The 16,238-nt window shown below is 67.8% G+C and carries 19 protein-coding genes; 11 read left to right on the top strand and 8 right to left on the bottom strand.

Going from position 1 to position 16,238, the window contains the following annotated elements; genetic code table 11:
* Positions 1-44: 44 nt before the first annotated feature.
* Both J2W14_RS20945 and J2W14_RS20940 read left to right on the top strand, forming a co-directional pair.
* Entirely contained in the window at positions 45-1,052 is a 1,008-nt protein-coding gene (locus J2W14_RS20945; RefSeq protein ID WP_307466142.1) for a glycosyltransferase family 2 protein, read from the top strand.
* Positions 1,053-1,472: 420 nt separating this feature from the next.
* The gene (locus tag J2W14_RS20940; protein WP_307466140.1) at positions 1,473-2,084 is read left to right on the top strand and encodes a J-domain-containing protein; all 612 of its coding nucleotides are present in this window, start codon (positions 1,473-1,475) and stop codon (positions 2,082-2,084) included.
* A gap of 21 nt (positions 2,085-2,105) precedes the next feature.
* Here the strand turns inward: J2W14_RS20940 and J2W14_RS20935 are convergent, their stop codons facing one another.
* The 3 genes from J2W14_RS20935 to J2W14_RS20925 form a co-directional block, all read right to left on the bottom strand.
* Complete coding sequence (locus tag J2W14_RS20935; RefSeq protein WP_307466138.1) at positions 2,106-3,434, bottom strand: S8 family peptidase; 1,329 nt, start codon at positions 3,432-3,434, stop codon at positions 2,106-2,108.
* Between the two features lie 239 nt (positions 3,435-3,673).
* A complete protein-coding gene (locus J2W14_RS20930; RefSeq protein WP_307466135.1) occupies positions 3,674-3,991 on the bottom strand; it encodes a DUF6221 family protein in 318 nt (105 codons plus the stop codon).
* Positions 3,992-4,054: 63 nt separating this feature from the next.
* On the bottom strand, positions 4,055-4,279 hold the full coding sequence (locus tag J2W14_RS20925; RefSeq protein WP_307466132.1) for a hypothetical protein: 225 nt from the start codon (positions 4,277-4,279) through the stop codon (positions 4,055-4,057).
* A 199-nt stretch (positions 4,280-4,478) separates the two neighbouring features.
* Between J2W14_RS20925 and J2W14_RS20920 the strand changes: the two genes are divergently transcribed.
* A complete protein-coding gene (locus tag J2W14_RS20920; protein ID WP_307466146.1) occupies positions 4,479-5,228 on the top strand; it encodes a GAF and ANTAR domain-containing protein in 750 nt (249 codons plus the stop codon).
* Positions 5,229-5,260: 32 nt separating this feature from the next.
* On the opposite strand, the gene J2W14_RS20915 is transcribed toward J2W14_RS20920, so the two are convergent.
* From J2W14_RS20915 to J2W14_RS20905, 3 genes are all read right to left on the bottom strand, one after another.
* A complete protein-coding gene (locus tag J2W14_RS20915; RefSeq protein WP_307466130.1) occupies positions 5,261-5,995 on the bottom strand; it encodes a GAF and ANTAR domain-containing protein in 735 nt (244 codons plus the stop codon).
* A 213-nt stretch (positions 5,996-6,208) separates the two neighbouring features.
* Complete coding sequence (locus tag J2W14_RS20910) at positions 6,209-7,186, bottom strand: CapA family protein (protein ID WP_307466128.1); 978 nt, start codon at positions 7,184-7,186, stop codon at positions 6,209-6,211.
* A gap of 18 nt (positions 7,187-7,204) precedes the next feature.
* Positions 7,205-7,456 (bottom strand): DUF2630 family protein, encoded by a 252-nt coding sequence (locus tag J2W14_RS20905; RefSeq protein WP_307466126.1) that lies wholly within the window; start codon positions 7,454-7,456, stop codon positions 7,205-7,207.
* A 286-nt stretch (positions 7,457-7,742) separates the two neighbouring features.
* On the opposite strand from J2W14_RS20905, the gene J2W14_RS20900 reads away from it, so the two are divergent.
* Both J2W14_RS20900 and J2W14_RS20895 read left to right on the top strand, forming a co-directional pair.
* Entirely contained in the window at positions 7,743-8,309 is a 567-nt protein-coding gene (locus J2W14_RS20900) for a type 1 glutamine amidotransferase domain-containing protein (protein WP_307466125.1), read from the top strand.
* 140 nt (positions 8,310-8,449) lie between these two features.
* Complete coding sequence (locus J2W14_RS20895) at positions 8,450-8,857, top strand: VOC family protein (RefSeq protein WP_307466124.1); 408 nt, start codon at positions 8,450-8,452, stop codon at positions 8,855-8,857.
* 95 nt (positions 8,858-8,952) lie between these two features.
* On the opposite strand, the gene J2W14_RS20890 is transcribed toward J2W14_RS20895, so the two are convergent.
* A complete protein-coding gene (locus J2W14_RS20890; protein ID WP_307466122.1) occupies positions 8,953-9,198 on the bottom strand; it encodes a hypothetical protein in 246 nt (81 codons plus the stop codon).
* A 179-nt stretch (positions 9,199-9,377) separates the two neighbouring features.
* On the opposite strand from J2W14_RS20890, the gene J2W14_RS20885 reads away from it, so the two are divergent.
* The 4 genes from J2W14_RS20885 (at position 9,378) to J2W14_RS20870 (ending at position 13,280) form a co-directional block, all read left to right on the top strand.
* On the top strand, positions 9,378-9,587 hold the full coding sequence (locus tag J2W14_RS20885; protein WP_307466120.1) for a hypothetical protein: 210 nt from the start codon (positions 9,378-9,380) through the stop codon (positions 9,585-9,587).
* Between the two features lie 79 nt (positions 9,588-9,666).
* A complete protein-coding gene (locus J2W14_RS20880) occupies positions 9,667-10,476 on the top strand; it encodes an alpha/beta fold hydrolase (protein ID WP_307466118.1) in 810 nt (269 codons plus the stop codon).
* Positions 10,473-11,156 carry an esterase/lipase family protein gene (locus tag J2W14_RS20875; protein WP_307466116.1) on the top strand — a complete coding sequence of 228 codons (684 nt, stop codon included), beginning with the start codon at positions 10,473-10,475 and terminating at the stop codon, positions 11,154-11,156. The genes J2W14_RS20880 and J2W14_RS20875 overlap by 4 nt, the downstream gene beginning before the upstream one ends.
* An 84-nt stretch (positions 11,157-11,240) precedes the next feature.
* Positions 11,241-13,280, top strand: coding sequence for a putative bifunctional diguanylate cyclase/phosphodiesterase (locus tag J2W14_RS20870; protein ID WP_307466113.1), 2,040 nt, complete (start codon positions 11,241-11,243; stop codon positions 13,278-13,280).
* Here the strand turns inward: J2W14_RS20870 and J2W14_RS20865 are convergent.
* The gene (locus tag J2W14_RS20865; RefSeq protein ID WP_307466111.1) at positions 13,277-14,026 is read right to left on the bottom strand and encodes a GAF and ANTAR domain-containing protein; all 750 of its coding nucleotides are present in this window, start codon (positions 14,024-14,026) and stop codon (positions 13,277-13,279) included. The two genes, J2W14_RS20870 and J2W14_RS20865, sit on opposite strands and share 4 nt — an antisense overlap.
* A 441-nt stretch (positions 14,027-14,467) precedes the next feature.
* Between J2W14_RS20865 and J2W14_RS20860 the strand changes: the two genes are divergently transcribed.
* Both J2W14_RS20860 and J2W14_RS20855 read left to right on the top strand, forming a co-directional pair.
* Complete coding sequence (locus J2W14_RS20860) at positions 14,468-15,826, top strand: phosphoribosyltransferase (RefSeq protein WP_307466109.1); 1,359 nt, start codon at positions 14,468-14,470, stop codon at positions 15,824-15,826.
* A complete protein-coding gene (locus tag J2W14_RS20855; RefSeq protein ID WP_307466106.1) occupies positions 15,823-16,236 on the top strand; it encodes a DUF302 domain-containing protein in 414 nt (137 codons plus the stop codon). The genes J2W14_RS20860 and J2W14_RS20855 overlap by 4 nt, the downstream gene beginning before the upstream one ends.
* The last annotated feature ends 2 nt before the right edge of the window (positions 16,237-16,238 follow it).

The raw sequence follows: 16,238 nt of genomic DNA, 5'->3' as shown, positions 1-16,238 counted from the left end.
CACGGATCCGCGAAGCGTTCTGACCGTGGCGGAAGGAGCCTAAGGTGCTCAACTTAAATTTCCGGCCCTCCGTTTCGGTGGTCATCTGCTCCTATGCGGAGCAGCGCTGGGACCTGCTGATGGACGTGATTGATTCCGTCCACGCCCAGACGCTCCAGCCGAAGCAGGTGATCGTTGTGGTTGACCACAACGTGGACCTCTACAAGCGGCTGGTGGCGGCCGTGCAGGACGTCACCCTGGTGGAGAGCACCGGGCTGCAGGGGCTCTCCGGAGCCCGCAACACCGGGGTAGGGCTTGCCACCGCGGACATTGTGGCGTTTCTGGACGACGACGCCGTCGCCGCCCCTGACTGGCTGGAAAAGCTCACGTCCCTCTATGACGATTCCGATGTCCTGGCAGTCGGTGGCAAGGTCGAACCCGTGTGGGAAGGCGGCCGGCCCGGTCATTTCGGCCCGGAGCTGGACTGGATCGTCGGCTGCAGCTACCGGGGCCTGCCGAAGGTGGCCTCCGAAGTGCGGAACGTCATCGGCGCCAACATGTCCTTCCGGCTTCAAGTGCTCCAGCAGGTGGGCGGTTTCAACCTCTCCCTGGGCCGCCAGGGGACGAAGCCGCTGGGATGCGAGGAAACCGAAATCTGCATCCGGGCCGTCATTGGATCCCCCGGCTCACGCATCGTGTACGAACCGGCAGCCCTGGTCCGTCACCACGTCCCGGTCCAGCGGGGAACCCTCCGCTACATGCTGGAGCGGTCCTGGTCGGAGGGCATTTCCAAAGCCCAGGTCAGCCACGTCGTGGGCCACAAAAGGGCCTTGGGCCCCGAACGCCGCTACGTGCGCCGCGTCCTGCCGCGGGCGTTCTTTTCCGCTCTGGCGGACTGGAGCAGGGGTGCCGACCCGGATGGCTGGCGCCGGGCCGGGGCCTACGTAGCTGTTCTGGCGTTCACCGCCGCAGGATACATCCGCGGACGCCGGCTCGCTCACGGCTCCGGATCCGTCCTGACCGGCTCAGCACCAGTCCCGCATCGCAACCCTCCCTGGAGGGAAGCCACGTGATCGAAGCTGGAAATGAGTTTGCAGCGGCTTGAGGATGCAGGCCTGGAACTTGCCCCGTCGACGGGGACCGAGGTCGCCCGACTGGCCGGGAGCCCTTCGGGTCGGAGCCGTCGATTTTGATTCCCTTGCCGGCTACACGCACCTGAGGCGCTAGGACTCGATGGGATGGCACCGTGCGCGCTTGCTGGTGCGCAGCGGACCGCCTGTCCGCGGGTTCATCAAAGTCGACGCTCCAGGTGGCGGTTGACGACGTCGTCGTGGATGAGTTCCGGCTGCGGGGGATCGCGTCCGGCTACCGGGATGCTGACCCCAGGGTAGCCCTCAGCGGCCGGTCCTCCGGCCTTCGTCCCTTGGCGGCCGGAACTTTGCTTCGCATACTGGAAGGAGGCATATCGGCGCGGCCAGGAAGGGCAGGGAGCCATGGGCGGGGGGTCAGGCGGGTCGTTCCGGCGACGGGTGGAGCGTGCAGCGGAACTCCGTTCCCTCCGGGTCAGCGGAATGACGGTCCAGGAAGAGGAGGAACTGGCCGCTGCCGAGGAGAAGGAACGTGAGCTGCGCGCAAAATTCGACGACGCAGCAAGGGCCGAATACCTGATCCGCGATGCCATGGCGCAGGGCAAATTCGACCACCTCAAATACGCCGGAAAACCCATCCCCGGGCTGGGGGAGAAGTACGACCCCGACTGGTGGGTCAAGGGCCTGATCCAGCGCGAAAACATCACCGGGATGGGCCCCAAGGCCATCCTGCTCCGCACCGAGGACGCCGGGCTCGATGCCCGGATCGATGAGCAGCACTCCGCAACGCAGGTCCGCCAGCTTCTGGAGGATTTCAACGCCCGGGTGATTGATGCCCGACGGCAACTGCAGGGCGGGCCGCCGGTGGTGACCAAGACCCGGGACGTCGAGTCCGAGGTGCGGCGCTGGGCGGAACGCCGTGCGGCCCGCGCCGCCGTCGTCGCTGAACTGGATGCAAGGACTGAACCTGACCAGATCCGTCGCCGGTGGTGGCGGCGGATCCGGCCCGGTTCCTAGCGGGCAGCCGGGCCTTGGCCCCTACTCGGTTCCGTACTGAGCAATCTGGGTCAGATATCCGTAGTACTGGCCATCCACCGGGCGGAGCGGGTCGCCCTCGAAGCCGAACTCGCGGTTTTCCTCGTTGTACGCGGCGGTGATGTCCAGGAACTGGGACATCACCTCCTTAGCCGAACCCTCACACGCCCCGGCGCCGATGCACAGCGCCACGGAGCCGGCGACGGCAGGGCTGGCGAAGCTGGTTCCGTGGGCCACGGAGTAGCCGCCCGGCGCCGTGGAGGTCACACAGACCCCGGGGCCTGCGATGGTATGGGCCTGGTCCTCGGACTCGCTGGCGTAATTGGAGAAGAACGCCGGACGGTCATCCAGCTGCCCCACCGCCGACCAGTCCTCGGCGCCGCAAACCGGGGCCTCGAGGCCATCAGGCTTGCCGTCGAAGTCCGCCATCGCCGTGGCGGTCAGCACCTCGTCGTACGTGGCAGGAACGGTGCCGGCGATGTCCTGACCGGAGTTCCCGGCTGCGACGGCGTACACGACTCCGGCCTTGATCGAACGACAGATGGCGTAGTGCATCGGATCCGTGCCCTTGCCGCAGTCGCCGGTTTCAGTGCCGGGGCCGCCGATGCTGATGTTGGCCACCTCGATATCGTTCTTCGGGTCCTCGTCCTTGCGTGTCTCCGTCACCCAGTCGATGGCGCAGATGAGCATTTCCTCCGTGATCACCCCGGCGTCATTGACAACGCGAACGGACCACAGCGGAGTTCCCGGCGCCGCCCCGATGACGCCCTCGTCGTTGTCCTTTGCGCCGATGACCCCGGCCACGAAGGTTCCGTGTCCAACGTCATCCGTGGGGTCCACCTCGACCGGCGACCCGGTGGAGCAGTCGACGCCGCCGCGCACGTTGAGGTCCGGATGGTTTCCGTCGATGCCGCTGTCGATCACGGCCACGTTGACGCCGGTGGCGTCCTTTTCACCGTCGGGATCCGTGTCGCCGGAGGCAGTGCCGCCGATCCTCAGCCACCAGAGCGGCTCCATCTGGGTGGTCGGCTCGGGGGCTGGGGGCTCCTCGAATTCCCGGGCCAGGGTGACGAAGTCAACGCCCGGATCGGCAGCGAGGCGGGCCGCGACGGACGCCGTCATCGTGGCGGCGTACCCGCTCACGGCTGCCCGATAGACCGTGGAAACAGAAAGACCGTAGCTGCCCCGCTGGGCGGCGGCCGCTGTGCCGGCGTCAACAACGCCGTCCTTCAGCACCACAATATAGCGTTGTTCCTTCTCGGCGCTGGCTGAAGGGGCGGCGGCGACAAGGCCTCCGGCCACGGCCAGGCTCAGCGCTGCGAGGCCGCCCATGATTCGCCGGAACCTTGACGTCATTCTCGGCGGCGGTGCGGCGGTTCCGGCATTCCGGTGTGCCCCCTCGGCTGCACGCACTGGTTCCCGTGATGATCCTGGACGGCGGACGTGGCTGAACATAGTGGCCTCCCTTAAGCGTCTACGCTACTGAACGCCCCCCGGTCATAGCTTAGGCCCGCAGCTGTCTCTTGCACACGGACCTTTGGCATTACTTGGAAAAGGACAGCGGCAGGTCCCTAAGGGCGGAGCCAGTCCTGATCGAAGTCCGGGTGGTCGTAATAGGGCAGGGCCAGGGCGTTCAGCGACTGCTCAAGCCATTCCAGCGATTGGGGGATCCAGCCGGCCTCCTGGACCGTGTCGCTCACCAGTGACGCGAGGGCCGCCTGCCGGGCGGATTCCACAATGTGGATCAGGCGCCGCTTGGCCTCGCATTCGAGTAGCAGGCGTTGTTCGTACCAGGCGCCGGATTGCGAGACAGTCCGGTCGCCGAGGAGCGTCCGCGCCACGGCCTCGTCCTCGGTGATCCGCTCGGACAGGAAATCGACAATGTCCACACCGCGAGCGTACGCGCGGTACTCGGCGGCAACCAGCCCCGGCCGGCGCGGCCGCCCCGGCGTTTAGTGCACTGCCAGGTTTTCCGCGTCCTCGGGACCGACGAAGCGGCAGGAGCCCTCGTGCCGCTCGGGCACATCACAGGTCCGGCCGGTGGGCAGGTGGACGTTGCCGCACAGCCCGGTGATGGCCACGTCCTCGCGGACGTGCAGGCTGCTGAGGTCGGGCCGGCCCTTGCTTTCCTCGTGGATTTGGCGCAGGCCGGGGGGATTCTGCTCTGGACTGTTCATGTCTGCTGCTCCTTGGAGAGTCTGCTGTGCAGGAGGTGCCAGTCTCGATTGAGTCCGATGCCCCAGTCTCACACGGCGCCGTTGATACCGCGGGACCGCCCCGTTAGATATTTGTCTCCGGCCCGGTTCCGGCGGCGTTCGCAGGGGTATATTTCGAATGAGAGCAGCGATTCAACAACGCAAGAAGGGGGGCGCCGTGATGGTGCCAAATTCAGCGGAAACGGGTGAGCGGGCGCCGGGTCTGCAGGACACCGAACCGATCGGCGCGGACGCCCTTGCCATTCGCCTCGGCGACATCGCCCGGGAACTCCAGCATAAGGAGGACCCTGAATCCATGCTGGCAGGCATCGTGCACGCCTCGTTGGAACTGGTGCCACACGCTGCCGAGGCCTCAGTCAGCCTGGTCACGGGCCGCCGGACGATTGAATCGCGTGCCGCTTCCAGCGATCTGCCGCGCCGGGTGGATGCTCTGCAAAGCGAAACCGGGCAAGGCCCGTGCCTTGACGCCTCCTATGAAAAGCGGGTTGTGAGCGTTCCCGACCTGAGCACGGATAGGCGCTGGCCGGATTTCTCGCGGCAGGCGTTCGAGCTCGGAGCGCGGAGCATGCTCTCCTTCCAGCTCTTTGTGAATGGGGACCACCTCGGGGCCTTGAATCTCTTCGGGAATGACGTGGGCGTCTTCGACGCCGAATCGGAGCGGATCGGGGCGCTGGTGGCTGCCCACGCCGCCGTCGCCGTCGCCGGCAGCCAGCAGGTCAGCCAGCTCACCCTGGCCCTGGATACCCGTGACCTCATCGGTCAGGCCAAGGGAATCCTGATGGAGCGGTACAAGATCACCGCCCAGCAGGCGTTCCTGCTGCTGTCGCGGGCCAGCTCAGAGCTGAATATCAAGCTTCGCGAGGTCGCGGAGCAGCTGACCGTCAGCGGGGAAATGACCAAAAAGCCCTGATACCGGCCGGGCTCGCGCCCGGCGCCGGGTTCTTAGTTGCCGGCAGACATTTGCGCGCCGTCGATGAGCCCGGAGCACACCACGGACAGCGGCGTGCCTTCAGTCCGGGCACGGCGCAGCAACTCCCTCAGGGCCTGCTCCGCCGACAGTCCGTGGCGTTCCATCAGGATCCCGCACGCGCGGTTGGTGTTGTCCCGGCCGGCGAGTGCGCCCTTGAGCGGGCCGCTCAGGTGCCGGGGTGCTTCCGAGCCCTGGACATGGGCGAGCAGGGTTGCCGCGGGAACCGCGAATTTCTCGAGCAGATGCCCGGTGGCGGCGGTATAGGCCGCTGGCAGCGCAGCGTAGATCTTCAGCGTTCCGATGGGTCCGCCGGCGGCGGCCAGCGGGGTGCTGACGACGGAACGGATGGGCAGCGACGCGACAGCCTCGCTCCAGAGCGGCCACCGGTCATCGGCTGCGGTGTCGTGGACCAGCATTGTTATCCCTGCCGTCCAGGCCTCGACGCACGGGCCCTGACCCAGGTCGTGCTGGGCGGCGTCCGCCTGTCCCACGAGCTGTGCTGTCGACGCGGTGCTGCTTCCGCGCCCTTGCTCGTCGAACAGTGAGATTCCGGCCCCGGCTGATCCCGGAATGGCATCCCGGACGGCCTGGACGAGCAGCTGCAGTGCACGGTCTACCTTGTCCTCGGTCAGGAGCAGGCCTTTGATGCGCGCGAAGACGGCGGTGAGTTCATCGAGGGGGAGTGGGTTGAATGGCTGGTTGAGCACTTGCAGGCCTTATGGCGTGAGGGCACTATCGCCCTGCGTATGCCCCCTGCTGAGCCGGGACGCCTTGAACGGCGGTCCACTTCAAGCATAACCCGCTCCGCCGTGCTGTGGGTAAGCGGCGGGTAACGGACGACGACGGCGCCACGTCCCGCCGTCGTCGGCCTGCCCCGCTCGGCACGGCAGGTGGACCAGCAACCTCGTCGGGGCGGCGCCTCAGCCCGCGGCGGCCAGCGGAATTTCCAGGAACCCGCCGGCGGCGTCCCAGCTGCTGGCCGTCCCGAGGTGCCGGCTGAGCCGCTGCATCCGTTCCGCGATCTGCCGGGAACTCCGGCCCGCCAGCCGTGCCTGGAAATCGGTGATCAGCGTCGGGTACAGCCGCAGCCCCAGCGGTGTGCCGCCGTCTGTGGCGAGCAGGAAGATGAACGACTGGTCGTTGCGCTCCAGCGGATCCACCGCGTAATCGTCCACAAAGTCCCCGGCGCTGTAGATGATCGGCCGGTTCCGGAACACCTCGATGGCCCGGAAGATGTGCGGCGAATGCCCGAAGACGACGTCGGCACCCGCCTCGATGAGTGCCCGGGCCAGCTCACGGTGCTCGGACGGAGCCCCGGAGCCCCAGTTCGGACCCCAATGGGCGGAGACGACCAGGAACTCGACGCGGGACTTCGTCCGCCGGACCAGGGCCAGCAGTTCCTCCACCCTGCGGTCGCTGCCCACTACCGGCACGTAGAAAACCCCGGGCCCGACGTCGGCTTCCCAGTCCGGCTGGTTGTCGGTGAAGGCAATGAGGCCGACGGCGGTCCCCGCCACGCGGCGCACCGCAGGCCGGCGGGCGGCGTCCCGGTCCAGGCCGGCACCGGCGTGCAGGACGCCGGCCGCGTCGAGCGCCGGCAGCATTTCGCGGAAGGCCGCGGCCCCGTAGTCCAGGACATGGTTGTTGGCCAGCGACACCATCCCGATCCCGGCGGAACGGAGGCTTGCCACGTTCTTCGGGTCGGAACGGAAATGGAATACCTTCCCGGCCTCCGGCTCCCCGCCGGCTGCCAGGACGCATTCGAGGTTGGCGATCGTGAGGTCCGCCTGGCGCAGCACGGAGTCGGTGTCTCCCCAGGGGTAATCGGCGCCGACCCGTCTCAGCCGCTCGTTCACGAGCCGGCCCAGCATGACGTCGCCCAGCAGCCCAATCAACATCGCACACCCGCCCGGGGCTCAGGACTCGTAGTTTTCCACCTGCTTGACTGGGCGGGGCTCCGCCTCGTCAGGGTTTTCGCCATACTGCAGCTTGGCCCGGCGCTGCCGCAGGAGGTCCCAGCACTGGTCCAGGTCCTCTTCGATGCGCTTCAGCCGGGCGTGCTCGGGGCTGTGCTCGTAGTCCGGCGAGGAGGACGGGGCCTTCTCGCGGAGCGCCTGTTCTTCTTCGACCAACGCTGCAATGCGTTCCAGGATGTGTCGTTCGTCCATGACGGCCTTCTTTCGGGTAGCAGTCCTTCCGTCAGAGTAGCGAGGCCGTGATGCACTGGCCAGAGGACCGTTGACCGGAGGAGGCTCTCACTTCCGACGCAGCGAAAGGAGGCCGGGGTGACAAAAGCGCCCGTTTTCGGCGGGGACCAAAACGGCAACATACTCAGCTTGCTTATCAGTTTGTCGCTTCCTAAAGTTGGTCCTGTAAGGCATCAATCTCTCCGTGCGGAGGATCCCGGCCGGGCCACCGGCTGCGTGACCCTCCCCGGGCACCAGAGGAGGACCCATGTCAGAGCACAACATTGCCGGTAAGAAAGTCGCCTTCCTGCTCACGGACGGTGTGGAGCAGGTGGAACTGACCAGCCCCTGGAACGCAGTGAAGGAGGCCGGCGGCGTGCCCACGCTGGTGGCCCCCAAGGGCGGCAAGCTCCAGGGCTATGACGGCACCGAAAAGGGGCAGAAGTTCGACGTCGACCTCACGGTCGCCGAGGCGAACGCCTCCGATTTCCATGCGCTGGTGATCCCCGGCGGCGTCGTCAACGCGGACCATCTCCGGGCCGACAAGGGCGCCCAGGCCTTCACCCGGGCCTTCTTCGAGCAGCACAAGCCGGTGGCCTCGATTTGCCACGGCCCGTGGCTGCTAATCGACGCAGGCGTCATCAGCGGCCGGAATGTCACGTCGTACCACACGCTCCAGACCGACCTGAGGAACGCCGGGGCCAACTGGAGCGACCAGGAGGTCGTGGTCGACCAGGGCCTCGTGACCAGCCGGAACCCGCGCGACCTTCCCGCCTTCAACGACAAGCTGCTGGAGGAAATCGAGGAGGGCGAGCACGCCGGCCAGACGGCCTAAGCGGCGCGCCCCTGGGTCTGGGCGCCCGGAGACACCTACCCTCTGGAGATGATCTGGGGCAGGATATGCCCTGTAACGTGCACCGCCGGGGCCGCCACACGGCACCCCGGCCAGCACCCCAGCTGCAAGGAGTCCCGGATATGACCACGCTCAACCCGTACCTGAGTTTCCGCGACAACGCCAAGGAAGCCATGACGTTCTACCAGTCGGTATTTGGCGGAGAACTGACCATGAGCACCTTCGGCGAATACCACGCCAGCGAAGATCCTGCCGAGCAGGACAAGATCATGCACGCCATGCTGAGCACGGCCAAGGGAATGGTGCTGATGGGTGCGGACACACCCAACGGCATGGACTACAAGCCCGGCAGCAGCATTTCGGTGTCGCTTAGCGGCTCCGACGAGGCCGAACTGCGCGGTTACTTCGACAAGCTCGCCGACGGCGGACAAGTGACCGTCCCCATGGAGAAAGCTCCCTGGGGAGATGTCTTCGGGATGTGCACGGACCGGTTCGGGACCGACTGGCTCGTCAACGTCGGCCCCGCGTAGGCCGGGCTCCGGCTTCGCACTGAGCCCGGCTGCACGGCCGCCCGGCTGAAGGGGCCGGGCCTTTGCCGGGCCGGGCGGCCAGGGGCGGCCAAGTCCTAGTCCGGGCTGGAATCCGTAGTGAGCCCGCGGTCGTCGGCGGACTGCTCGTCCTGTTCTTCCGCCGGGCCGGTGGCCTTGTTGTCGTCCCGTGCCCCGGCTGCTGCCTGGGCCTCGGTGGAGCCTGACCCCGCCGGGCTCACGTCCTGGCCCTCTTCGCGGGCCACCGGCGCTGCACCCGCCTGGTTTCCGTCCTCAACGCCGTCCTTGACGATGTCCTCCGGGTCCTTGCGTTCGCTGCCCATCGGGTCCTCCCCGCTCCGGCTAAACCGGTCCGTTTGCCTGGCCCGGCTGCGGGCCCTGACTGCCCAAGATACACCGCGGCCCGTCCGCCGTATTCCACTCTTCGGTGGCCCCGGCTATTCTAAAGTCGGCCGGGACGCAGAAATTCGAGTCCACTTCCCCTGCCCAGAGAGGCATTGACATGACCGAGAAGTTGCACCTCACGCCGGAGGATGAATTCCCGGAGGACCTCACCGTGGTGGCGGACAAGGATCTTCAGGTCCTCGACAGCCAGGTTCAGCGGCAGTTGGACCACGAATACGTGGCGGACGGCGAACCGAACCCGGAAACCGAGTTCAGGCACTACGACCTCGATGAGGAGTTCAGCGAGCGCGACAAGCGGAATGACTGACCGCCGGGTTCTGTCAGTATGCTTACTAGACGCTGACAAGTGGTGCTGACCAGAAGCGCCGAATAGAAATGAGCCCACCATGAGCAGGCCCGACCGCATCGAGATCGAGGCCGCAGGCCATCTGGGCCATGTCTTCGTCTCCGCACGGCCCGCCGGTCCAGCCGGCGCCGGGGAGGCGCGTCCAGCCGTCGTGCTGATCCACGGGATCGGCGTCTCGCACCGCTATCTCAGCCGGCTCCACGCGCTGCTCGCGGAGTCCGTTGACACCTACTCAATCGACCTGCCCGGCTTCGGCGCCACGCCACGCCCGGAGCAAACGCTCACGGTCGCCGACCACGCCACCTACATCCTCGGCGCCCTCGAACAGCTGGGGGTCCTGGAGTTCGTGCTCGTCGGGCACTCGATGGGCACCCAGTTCGCGATCGAAGCGGCGCTGCAGCAGCCTGGCCGGATTTCCCAGCTCGTCCTGATGGGACCGGTGGTCGATGCGAAGCGCCGCACCGTCGTGCAGCAGGCCCTGGCGCTGGGCCGGGACAGCATCTTGTACGAAAGCCCGTCCTCGAACGCCCTCGTCTTCACGGACTATTTCCGCTGCGGGCCCACCTGGTACCTGAAGACCCTGCGCGTCATGATGGGCTACCCCACGGAGCAGAAGATCACCGGGGTGGCTGCCCCGGTCCTTGTGATGCGGGGCGCCCAGGACCCCGTAGCCTCCGCTGACTGGTGCCGCCGGCTGGCCGCCCACGCGGTCCAGGGGCAACTGCTCGAAATCGAAGGCACCGGACACGTGGTGCAGCACAACCGCTCCGAGGAAGTGGCGGGCGCCATCCTGGACTTCGCCGGACTCCGCCGGACGGCCGGAGAGGCTCCTCAGGGGCGCCCGGTATGAGCGGGGTCCTGCAGGCCGCCCGCTGGTGGACCCAGGACTACCTCTATGCCGCCGGCCGGCAGGTCCTCAGTGCGCTGTCCCGGACCAAGCCGGAGGATTTCCTCGGCGGGACCGGACGGCCCGTGGTGGTGATTCCCGGGGTTTATGAGGATTGGCGGTTTATGCTGCCGCTGGTTAAGCGGCTTCATGAGGCCGGCCATCCGGTGCACGTGCTGACCCTGCTGCACCGGAACCGGCTCGCGGTGCCCAGGGCCGCGGACCTGATTGCCGGATACATCCGGGACCGTGACCTCTCGGACGCGATGATCGTCGCCCACAGCAAAGGCGGACTGATCGGCAAATTCGTGATGATGCAGCTGGACCCGGATCGCCGCATCGCCGGCATGGTGGCGGTCTGTTCACCGTTCTCCGGCTCACGCTATGCCTCGTTCATGCTGCTGCCGAGCCTGCGCGCCTTCTCGCCCCGGAGTGCCGTGACCATGCAGCTCTCACGTGAAGAGCGCGTCAACGAGCGCATCACCTCGGTCTACGGGCTCTTTGACCCGCATATCCCCGAGGGGAGCATGCTCCCCGGCGCCCGGAACATCCGGCTCGAGACCGCCGGCCACTTCCGGATCCTCGCCCACGAGGACACGATCCGCACCATCCTGGACGTAGCGGCTGAGCCTCCGCGCCAATAATCGCCCGCGCTGGCCCCGCGACGGCTAGTCTGGCATTGAACGAATCAATGTCCGGTTCCCGGACTGACCTTTCGAGGGTTCAGCATGTCTCTTCGCCGGCCACCACCCGCGGCCGGGGCGTCGCCCCACGTGGCCGACGGCGTTCCCCCGGAGCTCCTTGTCCGCGCCCTCGAAGCCACCTCCGAAATCTCCCTCATCACCGACGCGGCACAGAACATCCTGCACGCCAGCCGCTCCTTCAGCGCCATCACCGGCTACACGGAGGCAGAGGTCCTTGGCGCCAACTGCCGGATCCTCCAGGGGGCGGGTACCGCGCCGGAGGCCGCCGGAGCCATCCGTGACGCGCTGGCCCGAGGGGAGCAGTTCCGCGGCGAAATCCTCAATTACCGCAAGGACGGGTCGCCGTTCTGGAACGCCCTGACCATCACCCCGCTCCGGGACGAGCACGGTCAGGTGACGCACTTCGTCAGCGTGCAGCGGGACATCAACGCCCGGGTGGCGCTGCACGAACAGCTCCGATTCCAGGCCGCCCACGATCAGCTGACCGGCCTGCCCAACCGCGCCGCCCTGGACGGCCACCTCGCGAAGGTGCTGGATTCCGACGGCGGCTCCCGGCCCGCCGTCGTCGTCGGACTGATTGACCTGGACCGGTTCAAGGAAGTGAACAACGCCCTCGGCCACGAGGCCGGTGACATCATCCTGAAAAGCTGGGCCGCCCGGATGCAGGCCCGGCTCCAGCCGTCGGAGTTCCTCGCGCGGATGGGCGGCGACGAATTCGTGCTCGTGGTTGCCGGCGCAGCCGGCGCCGACGCCGCGGCGCTGGGCGTTGTGCTCCAGCGGCTCGGCCGCAGCATGGATGAGCCCTTCGATGTGTCCGGGGAATTGATTTCCCTGACCATGAGCGCGGGGCTGGCATGTTCGCCCCGCGACGGCATCGAAATGCGCACCCTGCTGCGTACCGCCGACGCCGCACTCAAAGTGGCCAAAGCCCGCGGGAGCCGGACGCGGGGATGGTGGGAGCTGGCCGGGCCTGCGGCGGGCGCCAGCGCGGCGGCTGCCGGACCCCCGGTGGCCCTCGAACCACCCGGCGGGGCGCCCGCGGAGGCGGACCCCGCCGGCGGTTCCGTCGCCTTGTGCAAGGAGCGGCTGTTCGGCGGCGGGCTGGAGATGTTCATGCAGCCGGCGGTCGACTTCGATTCCGGCGGCGTCCATCTCTTCGAGTCCCTGGCCCGGCTGCGGCTGGAGGATGGCAGCCTCGTGCCGCCGGCGGCGTTTCTCCAGCACCTCAGCACGGCCGAGACCGCGAGGCTGTTCCGGGCGGGACTGGACCAGACATTGGCGTGCCTCGCGGCCTGGGACGGGCAGGGGCTCTCCGCCAGGGTCTCCGTCAACATTGCCCCGTCCACCCTGACGGACCAGGGCTGCCTGCCCTTCGTTGAAGAGTCCCTCCGGCGGCACTCGATCGCGCCGCAACGGCTGGTTTTGGAACTGCTCGAAACCGAAACCGCGGACTGGGACCTGCTCCGTGCCCCGCTGGACCGGCTGGTCACACTGGGGGTGGGCCTCGCCATGGACGATCTCGGCGCGGGCTACAGCAGCCTCAAGCGGCTGTCGATGCTGCCCTTCACGGCGGTGAAGATCGACCGGGACATGCTCACCGGTCTCCGCACCAGTCCGCTGGAGACACTGAGCCTGATCGCGACCCTCGTGCAGATCGGCCGGGATTTTGACCTGACGGTCGTGGCCGAAGGCCTGGAGGACCTTGGCATGACCGAAGCCGTGGCCGTCCTGGGCGCCCGGTACGGCCAGGGCTACCACCTCGCCCGTCCGATGCCTGCCTCCGAGGTCCCGGGCTGGACTGCGGATTTCGAGTCACGGGTATGCGCCCGCCAGGTGCGGACGGCCCTTGGCGCACTGGCCTTCCACTGGAAGTTCCTCCGGCTCGGATCCCCGCACCCGCACGCCGTCGAGGACTGCCCGTTCACCGGATACCTGGACTCCCGCGGCGGGCGACAGGACGACGTCCACCGGTGGCACACCCAGCAGCACCGGGCCGACAGCAGTTCCGGCGCCAGCCGGATGATCGTTGATTGGCTGGTCCGGGAAATCCGGAGCGGGGCCTAGACGTCGAAATGCGTCCGGGCCGGCCCCTTGCCGAGTGACTCCACAACGCCGGCCGCCACGGCGTGCAGTTTGATGTTGCGGGCGCTGGAAGCGGCCTTGAGGAGTTCGAAGGCCTCGGCCTGGCTGCAGCGGTTCTGCGCCATGATGATGCCGACCGCGACGTCGATGCCGGTGCGGGTCTCCAGGGTGGCCCGGAGGTTCGCGGCCGTGTCGCTGTAGTGCGCGAAACGCACCGCCAGCCGCAGCGCCAGGGACGTCTGGCTCACGAAATTCCGGGCCAGGTCCATCGCCCTCCCATCAAACCGGCCGGCCCGGTGCGAGTACAGGTTGAGGGCCGCACGGGTGTCGCCGTCGAGCAGGAACGGCAGGGCCAGGATCGAGCGGACGCCGAGGCCCCGGACGGTGGCGGCGTACTGCGGCCAGCGCCCGCAGTCCGCGAGATCCCGGATGTGGACGGTTTCCTGTTCCCGTGACGCCGTCACGCACGGGCCGTCGCCGAAGGTGTACTGGATTTCGTCCATGGACTGGGCGGCCGCGCTGCTGCTGGCCACCGTCGCGGCCTTCCGGTGCCGGAACAGCGTGATCCCGCACAGGATCTCGTCGCCCGGCTCCGAGAGGCTGCGCGCGGAGACCCGCGCCAGTTCGCGCAGGAACTCCTCAACGTCGGAGCTGTTGAGCACCAGTTCGTGCAGGTGCTGGTTGGTTGAAGTTGCATCTGGGGAAGCTGCGATTGATTCGCTAACCACTGTCTCGTCGTGCCGTTTCGCTCAGGTCAAAACGATCCGGACGGGCGGCCCACCCGCGGCGGAGCGGCAGTGGCGGACGGCGAGTGGCCGGATCGAAGAACAATCCAACGGCTCGCTGCAAAACCGTACGGGGAAATTATATACAGCCTCCTCCCGCTTCCAATGACACACGCGGCCACGGACCGGAACCCGCACCGCCGGGCCTGTTGTGGCGGGACCTGGCGCCTGTTTCCGGGTCCGGGCGGAGCGCCGCGGAGGCCCGGGGGAGTGCGCTGCCGGGCACCGTGCGGGGGCGCCGGCCAATCCGGGCACAAAGGCCCTCACATCCCAGGACCTCCTGACAGATAGTGGGAGAGAGCGGCCAAGTGGTCAATTTCCCAGCCTGCGGAGCGCACGCCTGGATGAGGTCACGGCCGACATCCCGATTGGAAAGCCATACCGATGACCATTTTCGAAGACAGGGTCGACGCCGGCCGGCAGCTGGGAAGGCGGCTCGCGGAGTTGCGGGGTCAGGACATCGTGGTCCTGGGTCTGCCCCGCGGCGGAGTCCCCGTGGCCTTCGAAGTCGCCGCCGCACTGGACGCGCCGCTGGACGTGATCGTGGTACGGAAGCTTGGCCTTCCGTACCAGCCGGAGCTCGCCATGGGCGCAATCGGGGAGGGCGGCGCCCGCGTGCTGGAATCACATGTCCTGGCCCATGCCCGGGTCAGTGACGCCGAGCTGCAGGCCGTCGAAGACCATGAACGCGCCGTACTGGAGAACCGGGTGGTCCGGTTCCGGAAGGGCCGGACCCGGCAGGACCTCACCGGGCGCATCGCCGTCATTGTCGACGACGGGATCGCCACCGGATCCACCGCCCGGGTCGCCTGCCGGATCGCCCGGAAGCTCGGTGCCGCCAGAGTTATCCTGGCCGTCCCGGTCGCCCCAGCCGACACCCTCAGGAGCCTGACCGAGCCCGACGAGTTGGTCTGCCTAGCCACCCCGCACCAGTTCTCCGCGGTCGGCTACCACTACCGCGATTTCTCGCCCACCGAAGACGACGAGGTGGTGCAGCTGCTCGATGCCGCGGCCAAGCGCCTGCAGAACTCGCAGCCGGCGTCCCGGAAGGCCGCCGCGTTTAGCGCACCGGACGCCGCGGAGCTCGATGAGGAGGTCGAGATCCCGTCGCGCGGAGTCCGGCTCCAGGGCCAGCTGCACCTGCCGGTCCCGGCCCTCGGCGTGGTGCTGTTCGCGCACGGCAGTGGCAGCAGCCGGCACAGCCCGCGGAACCGGTATGTGGCCGGCGTGCTCCAGCAGGCCGGTCTCGGCACCCTGCTGCTGGACCTGCTCACCCCGGCGGAGGAGCGGAACCGGGCCAACGTCTTCGACATCGAACTGCTGGCCCGCCGGCTGTCCGCGGCCACCGACTGGCTCGCCACGAGCCAGGTCACGGCCGCCTGCACGATCGGCTATTTCGGGGCCAGCACCGGCGCCGGCGCCGCGCTCTGGGCCGCCTCCGAACCAACCGCCAGGATCGACGCGGTCGTCTCCCGCGGCGGCCGCCCCGACCTGGCGGGCCCCCGGCTGGGCGCCGTCCGGGCGCCCACCCTCCTCATCGTGGGCAGCTACGACCACGAGGTGCTGGAGCTCAACCGCAAGGCGAAGTCCATGATGCGCTGCCCCAACCAGCTGGCTGTGGTCCAGGGCGCCACGCATCTCTTCGAGGAACCGGGTACGCTGGCCGCGGCAGCCATCCTCGCCAGGGACTGGTTTGTCGACTACCTCCTGCCGGCCAAGACCATTCCAGGAGCAACAGCATGAGCTACACGTACACGGCCGTCGTCCCGCTGAGCTGGGAGGACGCCGTCGACAAGATGCGTGCCGCGCTCGCCACCCAGGGCTTCGGGATCCTTTCGGAAATCGATGTGCGCGCCACCTTTGCCGCCAAACTCGGCGAGGACGCCGCGGAAGCACTGGGGGACTACATCATCCTCCGTGCCTGCAATCCGATGCTCGCGAGCCGGGCGCTCGCCGCTGAACCGGAAATGGGGGCGCTCCTGCCCTGCAATGTTGTGGTGCGCCGCGGAACGGACGCCACCGCGACGACGGTCCAGGCCATCGACCCGCAGACCATGGTGCAGCTCAGCAGTAACCCCGCGGTCCGCGAAGTGGCGGACGATGCCGGCACGCGCCTGCGGGCGGCCATGGCAGAATTGGGCGGGGACAGCTGATC

The sequence above is a fragment of the Pseudarthrobacter oxydans genome (assembly GCF_030812335.1).
Classification (GTDB): domain Bacteria; phylum Actinomycetota; class Actinomycetes; order Actinomycetales; family Micrococcaceae; genus Arthrobacter; species Arthrobacter oxydans_B.
This window is presented reverse-complemented; position numbering and strand designations above follow the sequence as displayed.